We start from the raw sequence: 12,643 nt of genomic DNA, 5'->3' as shown, positions 1-12,643 counted from the left end.
TGTACTCGCTGGCCCCCGGCACGTGCCTCCTGCGACAATCGGGCCCCATGAGCAGCCCATTCCGCATTGCCCCCTCCATCCTTTCTGCCGATTTCGCGCGCCTTGGCGCCGAGGTGAGCGACGTGATCGCGGCCGGCGCCGACTGGATCCATTTCGACGTCATGGACAACCATTACGTGCCGAACCTGACCTTCGGCCCGATGGTCTGCCAGGCGCTCAAGCCGCATGCGAAGAAGCCCGACGGCACGCCTGTTCCCATCGATGTGCACCTCATGATCCAGCCGGTCGACGCACTGGCGGCGGCTTTCGCGCAAGCGGGCGCCGACTACATCAGCTTTCACCCTGATGCTTCGCCGCACATGCACCGCAGCATCCAGGCCATCAAGGCGGCCGGCTGCAAGGCGGGGCTGGTCTTCAACCCCGGCACCGGCCTCGAGGCGCTCGACTGGGCGATCGACGAAATCGACCTCATCCTGATCATGAGCGTCAACCCCGGTTTCGGCGGCCAGAGCTTCATCGATTCGGCGCTGCGCAAAATCGAACTCGCGCGCAAGCGTATCGAGGAAACCGGACGCGACATCCGCCTCGAAGTGGATGGCGGCATCAAGGTCGACAACATCGCGCGCGTTGCGAGCGCAGGTGCCGACACCTTCGTCGCCGGCAGCGCGATCTTCAATGCCAAGGATTACGCGGATGTGGTGACTGCGATGCGCGAGCAACTCGCCGCCTCGCTCAGCGCTTGACCTTGTCGTTGTACACGCGGTCCGCCTCCGGGCCGCGATCGGTGTCGACCACACCGCGCTCGACGTCATTGAAAGCCTGGCGGCCCACACGCGGCGCCGTGCCGTCCTGGTTCTGCTGACTGTCTGAAGACTGATCGTGCTCGTGCGGAAGACGGGGCGCGGACTCGCCGCCCTGCTCGACCTTGGTCTTGCCTCCGCCCGCGTCCTTGAGCGCATCGGTCTTCGCGGGGTCGGGGGTCTTCCTGGTGGCCATGGCTTGCTCCTGTGACATGCCCCAGGTTGTCGCACGGTATGGCGGCAAACACGGTAGGACCGCCCTACGACGCGTTGTAGGATGGCCGACGAGATGACAGCCCCCCGCACCGAGTCCGCCGCCAACGACACCCTTCGCATCCACGGCTTCTCGGCCTTGCAGCCCGGGCCGCGGTTGATCGTGCTGGGCGGCGTGCACGGCGACGAGACCTGCGGCACCATCGGCATCGAGCGCGTGGTCGCCGAGCTGGGTTCGGGGGCATTGCACTTGCGGTGCGGACAACTGACTCTGGTGCCCGTCGCGAACCCGCTCGCGCGGCGGCTGCTGAGGCGCGAGGGCGAACGCAACCTCAACCGGCTGTTCCGTCCGACCCGGCCGGGCGACGAGCCGGCAGACTACGAAGCCCGCATCACCAACCTGCTGTGCCCGCTGCTCGACCGGCACGAGGTGCTGCTGGATCTGCATTCGTTCCAGAGCGAGGGCGAAGCCTTCGCGATGATCGGCCCGCGCAACAACACCGGCACGCTCGAACCCTTTGCGCGCGCTTTCGAGGAAGGCCAGCTTGCGCTCCACCTCCGGACCTCGCGCGTCGTCGAAGGCTGGCTCGACATCTACGCCGCGGGGCTCGCTCAGCGAGCGGGCGGGCAACCGGCGGACGATGCCGCACTGGCCTTCGGCTGGGGCACCAACGAGTACATGCGCAGCCGCGGCGGCTACGGCGTCACGCTCGAATGCGGGCAGCACGAGGACCCCGCCGCGCCCGATGTGGCGCATGCGGCCATTCTTTCGGCGCTGCGCCTGCTGGGCATGATCGAGCTCGATCCGGCCGCGCAGCCGCCTTCGCCGCCCGCGCTGCTGCGGCTCGTCAGCGTGACCGACCGCCATCACGAGGACGACCAGTTCGTGCGCGAGTGGGCCACCTTCGATCCGGTCGCCAGCGGCGAGCCCATCGGCGTGCGCGAGGACGGCAGCGTTCTGCATGCCGACCGCGATGGCTTCATCGTGTTTCCGAATGCGGAGGCACTGCCGGGCACCGAGTGGTTCTATTTCGCCGTGACCAGCGATCGCGATCTGACGCGGCAGGGCTAGGTGAGGTGCAGGGCAGATTGCTCCTACATCGCGCATCCCTTCGCCCTGACATTCATATTGCGCCCGGACTCCATGCTTCATTCGAAGGCTGTCAATCCTGGCAGCAAAGGAGTCTCGATGAATTTATACAGTCTCGATGCGACGCCAACCGTCGCGGACGAAGTGAGTGCGGTCGTGGATGACGCACAGGTCATCGCCAAGACGCTGCCGGCGAAGCGGCTTGCCGAGCCCGCCCGTACCCTGAGGGGGCTTTGGGATCAGGCGCTCGATACGACGTGTGGTTTCGTCGACAGGCAGCCCATGCAAGCCGTGATGATCGCCGCGGCAGCGAGTTCCTTGCTGACCCTGTTCCTGACCAGGGGCCGCCCGCGGCGGGAACGCGTGACTGGGCGCTCCTACGATGCCTATTGAAGTGAAATGACCTTGCCCGTCGGAGTGGCGTCGAAGATGAGCGTCGAGGGCCAGGGGCGCCAGGTGACGCCCAGGGCGGCCGGCGCGTTTGGATCGCCCCGCCTGGCAAAGGCGCCCAGACTCTTCATCATCGCGTCGGACAGATCCAGCCGGCCCGGCTTGTTGGCCGTGGAATTCGCGACGTTCGAGAACAGCGAGGGTCCGAAATTGCCGAAGATGAAGGACAGATCGAACGCGTGCGCAGCGCCGTAAATGTCATTCCAGGGCGCTGGCTCCTCGTCCCAGTCGAAGCGGTAATACCAGACGTCGTTCTGCTGCGCCTTGAGCGCGTTGAGGACGTTGTCGCGGCTGGCGATGAAGAAGAGCTGGTTCAGCAGGTCGGTCCTCGCGTTGAAGCCCGTGACCGGCGTCGCCACCGAAAGGTATTGCGCCGGAATCCACTGCTCGATGCTCACCGTGGGCGGGCCGTCGGGCTGGTAGCTGAACTGCGTTGAAAACAGCGTTGCATCGTTCACCAATCGACCGCTGACGCCACCGAGCGCAGGCGAAAGCGCCAGGAAGCTGGGGAACAGCTTGGCTTCGTCACGTGTGTTTCCCGCAAGAACAGGCACGCGCAGATAGTTGCCGGCCTGGATCGCGGCGATCGGGTCGACCGGCACCACGATGCCGTCGGGGATCGGACCCGATCCCGCGAGTCCGAGCAGCGATAGCTTGGTAAGTAACGTGGTGAAGAGCGCCGCCGGACTCTTCGAGCGCAGATAGGCCGCGATCTGCTCGGGCGTCTGGCTGGCCGCGTAGGCGGCGGCCGACGCGGCATCGGTGGCGAGGCCGTCGGCGATCAGCTGGTTGCTGAGCAAGGCACTGCCCTGGGCCACGTATGTCGATTGCGGACTGAGCGTGGGGAAGCGGCCTGGGGGCAGGTTCGTCGCCAGCGATATGCCGCCGCTGAGCGGCACCACGCGATGGAAGAGGCGGTGACGCGCGTTCGTGACCAACGGGGACGTCTGCAGCGCGTAGACATTGATGGCTCCCGCCGATTGGCCCATCAGGGTGATGTTGCGCGGGTCGCCGCCGAACGCATCGATGTCGCGGCGAACGAACTCGAGCGCCTTGATGATGTCGAGCAAGGCGAAGTTGCCGGAGTCTCCCACGCCATTCGTGCCGGCCCTGAGTTGCGGCAGATCCAGGAAGCCGAAGATGCCGACGCGGTAGTTCACCGTCACGACGACCGCATGCGCCGCCTTGGCGAGCGCGGCCCCGTCGTAGACCGGGTCCGCCGTGTAGCCGGACACATCGCTGCCGCCGTGGACGAAGACGATCACGGGCAGATCGTCGTCCTTGTCATTGCCGCGGCCCCTGTCGTTGTCCCTGTCGCGACCCTTGCGGTCATCCTTCGCCGGACGCCAGATGTTCAGATACAGGCAATCCTCGCTGCCAACCGCCTGGTTCAGCGTGGTGCCGATCGTCGCGTCATGGCGGTTGTTGGCGCCGGGGCCATAGATGCGGCCGTACTGCGCACACGCATTGCCGAACTGCTGCGTTGCCCTCGTCCGATTCCAGCGGTCCGGGTCGACCGGGGCCTTCCAGCGCAGGTTGCCCACGGGCGGCTTCGCGAAGGGCACGCCTTTCCATGCGTAGGTCCCTGAGACGTCGGAATCGTCGACGCCGACGATCTTCCCGAAGTGCGTGTTCCGCTCGAGGTCCGCCGTGCGCCCGTGCGCCCAGCACGGTGTCTGAGAAAGAAGCGCGGCACACGCCGCTACCCACCAGGCAGTACGCATCATGGTCTTGTCTCCTCCAGAAGGCCGCAACGGTAAGGGCCGCAGATGGGGGCGCCTACCGGGGAAACCCGACTCGCGGCGTGCGCGAAGCCTGCACGCCCTCTGCTGCGCACGAAACGAAAAGGCGCATCGTGTCCAATCCGGTCTATCGTCACCGTCGTTCAGGAGGTAGGAGATGAAGATCAAGACGATCGCCCTCGGGGCGCTGGTCGCCCTCGCGGCAATTGGAAGCGTGGGCTGGTTCAGCCTCGACAAGGAGACGCGCGGACTGCTGGCGACGCTGCCCACCAACCGCGACCTGCTGTTCTGGAGCCAGCCCCAGCGCGATGCGGCATTTCGAGCACTGGATCGGCTGCCCATACTGGCGAAATCGCGCATCGTGAAGGCTGGAGACCATCCGATGCCGCTGCCTCCGGGCCCGCCGTTGAAGCTGCCGCTCGACCTCGACGCCTACATGGCCGGCCAACGCAGCGCGGCCCTCCTGATCTTGCATGACGGAAAGCTCCGACTGGAGCGCTACGGCCTGGGCTTCGACGGCAGCGGGCGGTGGACGAGCTTTTCGGTGGCCAAGTCCATCACCTCCACCTTGGTCGGCGCCGCCATCCGTGACGGCTTCATCCGGAGCATGGAAGACAAGGTCAGCGACTACATCCCCGAGATGAAAGGTTCGGCGTACGACGACGTCAGCATTCGTCAGCTTCTGACGATGACTTCGGGCGTCCGATGGAACGAGGACTATGCCGATCCGAACTCGGACGTGGCGCGGTTCAACAACCATCAACCCGAGGAAGGCGTCGATGCACTCGTGAGCTACCTTCGACGTCTTCCGCGCGAGGTGCCGCCCGGCACGCGCTGGAACTACAGCACCGGAGAAACCAATCTCGTCGGCATCCTGGTCGGCCGGGCGACGCAAAGGCCCTTGGCGTCGTACCTCTCGGAGAAGGTCTGGGCGCCAGCCGGCATGGAGCAGCAGGCCACCTGGCTCCTCAGCCGAACCGGCCAGGAGATCAGCGGCTGCTGCATTCAGGCTGCGACACGGGACTTCGCGCGCTTCGGGCTCTTCATTCTCAACGGTGCCCGTGTCGATGCCCAGAGCATCGTGCCGGAAGGCTGGCTGGAATCCGCCACGACCGAGCGCGCGAGCATCGGCCGGCCCGGCCGCGGCTACGGTTACCAGTGGTGGACATACGCCGACGGCACCTTTGCAGCGCGCGGCATCTTCGGCCAAGGCATCTTCATCGATCCGAAGCGCAAGCTCGTGATCGCGTCCAACGCCGACTGGGCTGGAGGCGCGACGGACCGCACCGCGAGCGAGGCGAGAGAGACCTTTTACAAGGCGGTGCAGAAAGCCGTCGATGACGAGGCTGCGGCCGGGTCAGGCAGCTGACGCTTCCCGCTGAACGTTGACAACGGTGGCCTGCATGAAGGCGACCACCTTGTGGGCATCCCCGGTGCCGGAGAAGGCCCGGACTTCGCCAGAGCAAACGGTGAGGAGCTTCCCCGCGTTCTGCACCCTGCCGATCGCCAGGAAGCGATGGCCGACGGCGGGCCGCACGAAGTTGATCTTGAACTCCGCCGTGACGACCTCGAACCCGGATGGCGCCTTCGTCAACGCTGCGTACCCGCATGCGCTGTCCACGATGCTCGTGACCGCGCCGGCATGCACATACCCATGCTGCTGAGAAAGGCCGATCGAGAACGGCATCTCGATGTGAACCTCGCCATCTGCGACCAGGGCAAGGCTTGCACCGATGGTCGACATCAGCCCTTGTGCATGGAAGCTGTCCGCGATTCGTTTGTGGATTTCGGTCATCGGGGTGTCGAGTGGATGAGAGGGAAGGCCAAGGCTAGCGCTGCTGCAGGCGCTGAAGCAACTCCGCGCTCGGATAGCCGTCTGCAGGCAAGCCGACACTGCGTTGATAGCCGCGCACGCCTTCACGGGTTGCGGGGCCCATCACGCCATCGGGCGCTCCGCTGGCAAAGCCGCGCTGGTTGAGCGCGGTCTGGAGCTCGATCATCTGGCTGCGCGAGAGAGCAGCCAGATCGCGCGGCCAGGGCGACTGCACGTCGGGGCCGCCGGCGAGGCGTTGCGCGAGGAGACTGACGGCCAGCGCGTAGCTGGTCGAGTTGTTGTAGCGCAGGATCGCCCGGAAGTTCGGCCCGACCAGGAAGGCCGGCCCTCGCGCGCCCGCAGGCAGCAGGATCGTTCCGTCGGCGAACTCCGGCAGTGGCTGACCGCTCACGGCCTGCACCCCCTCGGTCGCCCATTGAGCGGAGGGCTGGCGCACCGCGGGGTCGGCGCGGCCGTAGTCGAAGCCAGTCGGCAAGCGAACCTCTACGCCCCAAGGCTTGTCCGCCTGCCAGCCCGAGCGCGAGAGAAAGTTCGCGGTCGAAGCCATGACGTCGGCCATGCTGCCCCAGATGTCGCGCCGGCCGTCGCCGTCGGCATCCACTGCGTAGGCCAGAAAGTTCGATGGCAGGAATTGCGTCTGGCCCATGGCGCCCGCCCAGGAGCCGATCATGTGTTCGCGGTCGATGTCGCCCTTGTCGAGGATCTTCAATGCCGCAAGCAACTGCTGACGCGCCCAGTCCTCGCGGCGCCCCTCGAAGCCGAGCGTCGCCAGCGCGTCGATGGTGGGCGTGCTGCCGTAGTTGCCGCCGTAGTTGCTTTCCATGCCCCAGATGGCGACCAGGATGCTCGGCGGCACGCCATAGCGCCGGGCCGCCGCATCGGCTTCGGCGCGCACCTGCAGCAGCTTGTCCTGGCCCAGCGCGACGCGTTGGGCGGTCACGGTGTTGTCAAGGTAGTCCCAGACGGTGCGCGTGAACTCGGGCTGCGCGCGGTCGAGTTCAATGACGCGTGGCAGGAACTGGACGTTGTCGAATGCAGTGCGCAGCGTCGCTTCGCTGATGCCGCCTGCTCGCGCGCTGGTGCGGAAGGCTGCGACCCATTGTTCGAAGCCCTTGTTCAATTCGGTGTCGCTCGCGGCGGCTGGCGCCGGCTTTGGCGGCGGGAGCACCGGTGCCGCGCGCGCGCTCGCGGTCGATGGCGGTGATGGTGCTGTGGACGGGGCCGTGGAGGGCGCGGACGCGCATGCGCCCAGAAGGGCGATCGCAGCCGCCATCAGGGCGAAGCGCGCGGCACGGGAGAAACGCGGCGACGGAAAGAGGCTTAGGTGCATGACCGGGATTCTCACCTCCATGCAGAGACGGCGAAGTTCGCCATTCCCCAGCCCGAGAGTAGGAAATGGTGACGAATTCGCCAGAGCGCATCAGGATTTCCGCGAGGACCCATCGCACCACGGAACTGCGAAGCTCCGCCGGCTATCAGGAGACACCTATGCAACGTCGAATCATGCTGTGCGGGGCCTTCGTTGCCGCCGCTTCTGCCTTGATGCCCCTCCAGGCACAGGACAAGTGGCCCAGCAAGCCCATTACCTACATCGTGCCTTTCGGAGCGGGAGGAACCACCGACATCCTGGCGCGACTGGTCACGACCAAGGCGGCGACCTCTCTGGGCACGAGCTTCGTGATCGAGAACAAGCCGGGCGCGGGCGGAGGAATGGGAACGGACTTCACGGCGAAGGCCGCGCCGGACGGCTACACCATCCAGGGCGGCACCATCAGTTCGCACGCCATCAACGTGAGCCTGTTTTCGAAGCTGCCCTACGACCCCATCAAGAACTTCCAGCCGATCACGATGATCGGTTCCATGCCGAACGTGCTGGTGGTGCGCGCCGACAGCCCCTTCAAGACCGTTCAGGACGTGGTCGCGGCCATCCAGGGCAAGCCTGGCACCATCAGCTACGCGTCGTCTGGCAACGGCACTTCTCAGCATCTCTCCGGCGTGTTCTTCGAGCAGACCAGCGGCGGCAAGATGGTGCATGTGCCGTACAAGAGCAGCGCCGAGTCCTTGAATGGACTGCTCTCCGGCCAGGGCCCCGAACTTATCTTCGAGAACCTGGCGCCGGCGCTGCCGCAGATCAGGGCAGGCAAGCTGCGCGCCCTCGCAGTCACGTCCGAGAAACGCGCCGCACAGCTGCCGGAGATTCCAGCGATTGCCGAAACCATGCCCGGATTCAGCGTGGTCTCGTGGCAGGCGATCTTTGCGCCCGCGGGCGTGCCGAAGCCCATCGTCGACAAACTCTCGACCGAGTTGATCAAGGTGGTGAACGACCCCGAGGTGAAGTCCAAGCTGGTGGAGCAGGGCATTGAACCCGGAGGCATGACGCCTGCCGAGTTGGCGGCCTTTCAGAAGCTCGAAGTCGACAAGTGGGCGCGTGTCATCAAGGCGGCGAACATCAAGCTGGATTGAGCGTGAAGCCGCGGCAACTCAGCCCGCCTGCACGGCAACGAGCCAGAGCTGCGCCCCCTGCTGCGGGGTCGAGATCCAGGTCACGTTGTAGGTGCCGGCCACGCCCACCTGCCTGACGGCAACGGCGCACTGCACCAACGCACCGGCCCTCAGTACCGAATCGACCACCGTGAAGCCGTTGTTGGGGACAGCCGTCTTGTCCAGGTCGACACCCGCATCGCCCCACCACCATGCGACGAGCAGCGCGGGGCCGGTGGTGGTGACACTGGCACTGGTCAAGGGTTGACCAGACAGCACCTCGCGCCACTGCACATCGCGCACGGAGCCACCACTGGTGATCTCGATCACGCTCAGGGTCGTTTCGTCGGTGACTTTCGGCTTTGGCACGGTGACCGCGTGACCGGCCACGCCTTGGGCCTTCTCGCAGGCATACAAGGCCGTTCCCGAGCTTGGCCAGAGCGTGTAGATGTGCGGCACATCGAGTTGGACGAAGGCATTGCCCGCGTTGTCCGTCGGCGTGCCGGCAGCAAGCAAACCCCGCCCGACGCAGGTCAACAGTGTGCTTCCGGTCGTGCGCGTGGACATGCCCGGCGTTGACAGCGACGGGGACGTCACGCCGTCGAGATTGAAGTTGAGTGCATGGGCGCCGAGGGACGGCGCTTCGGGTGCGGGTGCAGGCCCAGGCGCGGGCGCGGGCGCAGCTCCAGGTGAAGGCGCAGGCGTCGCTGAAGGTGGAGATGGAGGAGGTGCGGCAGCGGCGGGAGCAGGCACAGGTAGGGCGAAAGATGACGACCCGCCGGAACCCCCGCCGCAGGCTGTGAGTGTTGCGCTTCCAGATGCCATGCTGACCGCGGTGAGCGCCCACATGCGGCACAACAGGGTGCGGCGCTCGGTCAGCAGGGCAAGTTCGGCACCGTCGAAGGATTCGTTCATGGAGCCACTCCGTTCTCTGCAGTCTGCGATTGTGACAACGTAGCCTTCGAACCAACTCACACCATGGGTCATTCACGATCGTTCCTGTAATCTTCGACCGCGAGCGCCGTGTCGCAGAGTCTGGCCCGCCTGGCCGGGCGTTGTGCCTTGCCGTCACAAGTGATACGGTCAAAATTCTGTCCCTTGCCTGGACGATGCGCAAAGGAGATGTTCAATGGGAGACCAGAGGCGTCCTCTGCAACCGGGAGACCCTGCACCCGCGTTCGCCCTTGCCGCGGCCAACCGCGAGGGCATCGTCTCCCTGGACAGCTTGCGCGGTCACGCAATCCTCATCGGCCTCTATCGCGGGCTGCATTGCCCGTTCTGCCGGCGCCAGGTGCTGCAGCTGGCCGGCGTGCAGGATGCCTTGCGCCCCATGGGCGTAGAGACCCTCGCCGTGATCAACACTCCGGTGGACCATGCCAGGCTGTACTTTCGCTACCGGCCGACGCCGGTAACGCTCCTGTGCGATGAGGATTGCCTCACGCACCACGCCTTTGGTGTGCCGTATCTGGAGTTCCTGCCTGGAGGCGGCGGCGAGCGTTCCGAATGGCCGTATCGCGCAAGCATGGCGCAGTTCGAGGCGGCACGCATCAATCCGACCGGCGAGTTGCCCGAAGCGGTGCAGCCGATGGAAGCCAACGCCGTCTTCAACGCCAAGGACGGGTTCGAGCTCGACGACATCGACAGCGCCATCTTCGAGAGCCACGGCACTCAGCTCGTCGGACACTTCCTGATCGATGCCGCTGGCATCGTCCGCTGGGTGCAGATCGAGGCGCGTGACGGCCCGAACAGCCTGTGCGTTTTTCCGGATGCGGAGCAGATGGTCGCCGCCGCCCGCAATCTCGAGGACCCAGCCTGAGAGGCCTTCAAGCGCCCGGCACCCGGTAGTGATAGCGGTAGAGGTCCTCAAACCCCAGGTCGGCGTACAAGCGCCGCGCGGGTGCGTTCTGTTCGCGCACCTGGAGGTAAGCAGAGCTCGCGCCCTCTTCGCGGCCCCAATTCATTAGCGCGAGCGTCAGCGCGCGACCGTGACCGCGCCGGCGCTGGGTCGGCTTTACCACGATGTCATACAGGCCAACCGCGCCACGTTCCAGCACGGCCAGCCCGAAGCCAATGGCTTCACCCTGTTCATGCAGGGTGGCGAAAGCGCTCGGCAGCGCGATGGAGCGCACCATGGCACGGTGCAATTCATCCTGCAGGGCTGTCACGCCATTGGCTGCGTTGATGCCTTCCAGCCAGGCAGGCGACGCCGCGCTCGAAATGCTCACGGAAGGATGCCGCGCCGCGGCGGCCAGCGACGCACTGGCTACCTGCGTCGGGTCGAAGAGCGCGTAGCCCGCATCCGCCAACTCCTTGTCCGCCCCGGGAGCCGCCAACGGAGAGAGGCGGAACACGACCGGAACGCCATGCCGCTTGTAGAAAGCTTCGGCTGCCCCGCGCACGCCTTCGAAGGATGCGCCTGGGTCTGCGGCATTGGCCGAGTTGGCTCGCTTGGTATAGCCGCCGGCCAGGCGAAACAGCCAGCCATTGAAGAAGACGGTCTGCAGCGCAGGCCACGCGTTGAAGCTGCGTTCTTCGAGAGCACGGATGGTGATGAGGTCGAGGTGGGTCATCGCAAAGGTTCAGTGGCCAGACATTTTCTGCGGCCGCGTTCCATCGGCGTAACGGGGCGGCGCTGGCTTGATGGTCAACACGACGTCGAAGAACTCGCTGCTGCCGTCGTCGTTGTCGCTGACCATGGCACCGGTGGCGCGACGCCGCCCCGTGTGCGTCAACGCAATGGACTCCACCTTGGTCTTGAGCGGCGCCCCGGCCTTAGAGACGCGCTGCGCGCTTCGGGTCAGGTCCAGTGGCGCGCCTTCCATCAGCATGGACAGCGGGATCAACCCCAGGTAGCTGCCCAGCACTGCACCATCGTCGTAGGCGTTGCCGGACCCCTCCACGGAAGCGGTGTAGACCAGGCTTTCCATCTCGGGCCAGTAGTCGGCACCCGAGAATCCCGCCTCGATTCCCATCAGTCGCGGCAGCATGGCTTCATGCAGACGGATGTCCGCGATCTTGTCGGCCTTGCCGGTCATGTAGGCCATGAGGTCGCTGAGCGCAACCTTGAAAACAATGTTGCGGACCGCGTTGCCCCGGTTGAAGAAATAGGCATCGTCGTGGGTCAGGGCCAGGGCCTCGATGTTGACCGCCTGGCCACCCTTGAAGCCCGCGAGGGCGGCGAAGTCCCGGTACAGCACGGCCATGTCGCGTCGATGCGGGGCCGATTTGCCATCCGTGGGGACCAGGAGTCCGGCTTCCCGCGTCCCCCTCTTGCCGCCCGAGCCCAGAATCAGGTTCCAGACGGCCCCGTTCCACACGACAGTGGCCATCGCCTCGTAGTCCGGCTTGATGTCCTTGGCGATGCGGCCGTTTTGTTGAACCGGAGAGTCCTGCAACATGGAGCGATCGGTGATCGCGAACTTCCGATTCAGCGTGAACAGATAGGGGGAATCGTCCCCGACCACGAAATACCTTCCCGCGTGCCAAGTCATGCCGGAGCCAGAAGGAAGCCCCTTCTTGACCACGGGCCCGGCGATGCGGATGTCGACGTCGATGTCGGCGGCATGCGAACTCCACGCGAACATGGCCAGCACCAACGAAGCGGCAACACTCTTGATCATGTCAGCCATCCCTCTTGAAAAGAGGCCGCGAGCATAGCCCGAGAAGTCCGGGGCACGATGATCTAGTGCCTGTTTAGTGAGCATCGCGTTCGGACGCACTGCTGGAGCCGATCCCCCGCCTTTTGCATGTCGTTGTCCACAGGTCTGTCCACGGTCCACGTGGAGAAAATCCGTCCGACGGCCAGAGCAGGACGCAAACCAAAAAAGCCCGCACGGGGCGGGCTTTTTGGGAAAGTGGTCGTGGGCACTTACGCGGCCCACGTTACGGCACATTCACATGCAGGAGTCACCTATAGTTTTTCTCGTCGTGGTGGCTCTTGTCCGACGTGCCGCCGTGAGAATCGGCGTTGCCTGCGCAGGCACCTCGAAAGGTCTGGCCGTTTCGAGGGAGGGCGGATTGTATCAGAACGGGC

Annotated in this window: 13 protein-coding genes; 6 read left to right on the top strand and 7 right to left on the bottom strand. The window is 65.4% G+C overall.

Translation table 11 applies throughout. From position 1 onward, the window contains the following. Positions 1 to 47: 47 nt before the first annotated feature. The gene (gene rpe / locus QTI24_RS22800) at positions 48 to 743 is read left to right on the top strand and encodes a ribulose-phosphate 3-epimerase (protein ID WP_286603576.1); all 696 of its coding nucleotides are present in this window, start codon (positions 48 to 50) and stop codon (positions 741 to 743) included. On the opposite strand, the gene QTI24_RS22795 is transcribed toward rpe, so the two are convergent. Beyond that, positions 733 to 996, bottom strand: a complete 264-nt coding sequence (locus QTI24_RS22795) for a hypothetical protein (RefSeq protein WP_286603575.1) — start codon at positions 994 to 996, stop codon at positions 733 to 735. The two genes, rpe and QTI24_RS22795, sit on opposite strands and share 11 nt — an antisense overlap. A gap of 93 nt (positions 997 to 1,089) precedes the next feature. On the opposite strand from QTI24_RS22795, the gene QTI24_RS22790 reads away from it, so the two are divergent. Together QTI24_RS22790 and QTI24_RS22785 are read left to right on the top strand one after the other, a co-directional pair. After that, positions 1,090 to 2,085, top strand: a complete 996-nt coding sequence (locus QTI24_RS22790; RefSeq protein ID WP_286603574.1) for a M14 family metallopeptidase — start codon at positions 1,090 to 1,092, stop codon at positions 2,083 to 2,085. Positions 2,086 to 2,157: 72 nt separating this feature from the next. Continuing rightward, positions 2,158 to 2,496 carry a hypothetical protein gene (locus tag QTI24_RS22785; protein WP_286603573.1) on the top strand — a complete coding sequence of 113 codons (339 nt, stop codon included), beginning with the start codon at positions 2,158 to 2,160 and terminating at the stop codon, positions 2,494 to 2,496. Here QTI24_RS22785 and QTI24_RS22780 read toward each other — a convergent pair. Beyond that, positions 2,490 to 4,280, bottom strand: coding sequence for a carboxylesterase/lipase family protein (locus QTI24_RS22780; protein ID WP_286603572.1), 1,791 nt, complete (start codon positions 4,278 to 4,280; stop codon positions 2,490 to 2,492). The genes QTI24_RS22785 and QTI24_RS22780 overlap by 7 nt on opposite strands. A gap of 172 nt (positions 4,281 to 4,452) precedes the next feature. Between QTI24_RS22780 and QTI24_RS22775 the strand changes: the two genes are divergently transcribed. Further along, positions 4,453 to 5,664 carry a serine hydrolase domain-containing protein gene (locus QTI24_RS22775; protein WP_286603571.1) on the top strand — a complete coding sequence of 404 codons (1,212 nt, stop codon included), beginning with the start codon at positions 4,453 to 4,455 and terminating at the stop codon, positions 5,662 to 5,664. Here the strand turns inward: QTI24_RS22775 and QTI24_RS22770 are convergent. Both QTI24_RS22770 and QTI24_RS22765 read right to left on the bottom strand, forming a co-directional pair. Next, on the bottom strand, positions 5,653 to 6,090 hold the full coding sequence (locus tag QTI24_RS22770) for a PaaI family thioesterase (RefSeq protein WP_286603570.1): 438 nt from the start codon (positions 6,088 to 6,090) through the stop codon (positions 5,653 to 5,655). The two genes, QTI24_RS22775 and QTI24_RS22770, sit on opposite strands and share 12 nt — an antisense overlap. Before the next feature lie 34 nt (positions 6,091 to 6,124). Then, on the bottom strand, positions 6,125 to 7,459 hold the full coding sequence (locus tag QTI24_RS22765) for a lytic murein transglycosylase (protein ID WP_286603569.1): 1,335 nt from the start codon (positions 7,457 to 7,459) through the stop codon (positions 6,125 to 6,127). 158 nt (positions 7,460 to 7,617) lie between these two features. On the opposite strand from QTI24_RS22765, the gene QTI24_RS22760 reads away from it, so the two are divergent. Further along, on the top strand, positions 7,618 to 8,592 hold the full coding sequence (locus QTI24_RS22760) for a Bug family tripartite tricarboxylate transporter substrate binding protein (protein WP_286603568.1): 975 nt from the start codon (positions 7,618 to 7,620) through the stop codon (positions 8,590 to 8,592). 18 nt (positions 8,593 to 8,610) lie between these two features. On the opposite strand, the gene QTI24_RS22755 is transcribed toward QTI24_RS22760, so the two are convergent. Beyond that, on the bottom strand, positions 8,611 to 9,525 hold the full coding sequence (locus QTI24_RS22755; RefSeq protein WP_286603567.1) for a hypothetical protein: 915 nt from the start codon (positions 9,523 to 9,525) through the stop codon (positions 8,611 to 8,613). A gap of 214 nt (positions 9,526 to 9,739) precedes the next feature. Between QTI24_RS22755 and QTI24_RS22750 the strand changes: the two genes are divergently transcribed. Beyond that, complete coding sequence (locus tag QTI24_RS22750) at positions 9,740 to 10,426, top strand: redoxin domain-containing protein (RefSeq protein ID WP_286603566.1); 687 nt, start codon at positions 9,740 to 9,742, stop codon at positions 10,424 to 10,426. A 7-nt stretch (positions 10,427 to 10,433) separates the two neighbouring features. Here the strand turns inward: QTI24_RS22750 and QTI24_RS22745 are convergent, their stop codons facing one another. Both QTI24_RS22745 and QTI24_RS22740 read right to left on the bottom strand, forming a co-directional pair. Next, the gene (locus QTI24_RS22745; protein WP_286603565.1) at positions 10,434 to 11,180 is read right to left on the bottom strand and encodes a GNAT family N-acetyltransferase; all 747 of its coding nucleotides are present in this window, start codon (positions 11,178 to 11,180) and stop codon (positions 10,434 to 10,436) included. A gap of 9 nt (positions 11,181 to 11,189) precedes the next feature. After that, positions 11,190 to 12,389, bottom strand: coding sequence for a DUF6929 family protein (locus QTI24_RS22740; RefSeq protein ID WP_286603564.1), 1,200 nt, complete (start codon positions 12,387 to 12,389; stop codon positions 11,190 to 11,192). Positions 12,390 to 12,643 lie beyond the last annotated feature (254 nt).

Source organism: Variovorax sp. J22P240 (assembly GCF_030316855.1).
Taxonomy (GTDB): Bacteria; Pseudomonadota; Gammaproteobacteria; order Burkholderiales; family Burkholderiaceae_C; genus Variovorax.
This window is presented reverse-complemented; position numbering and strand designations above follow the sequence as displayed.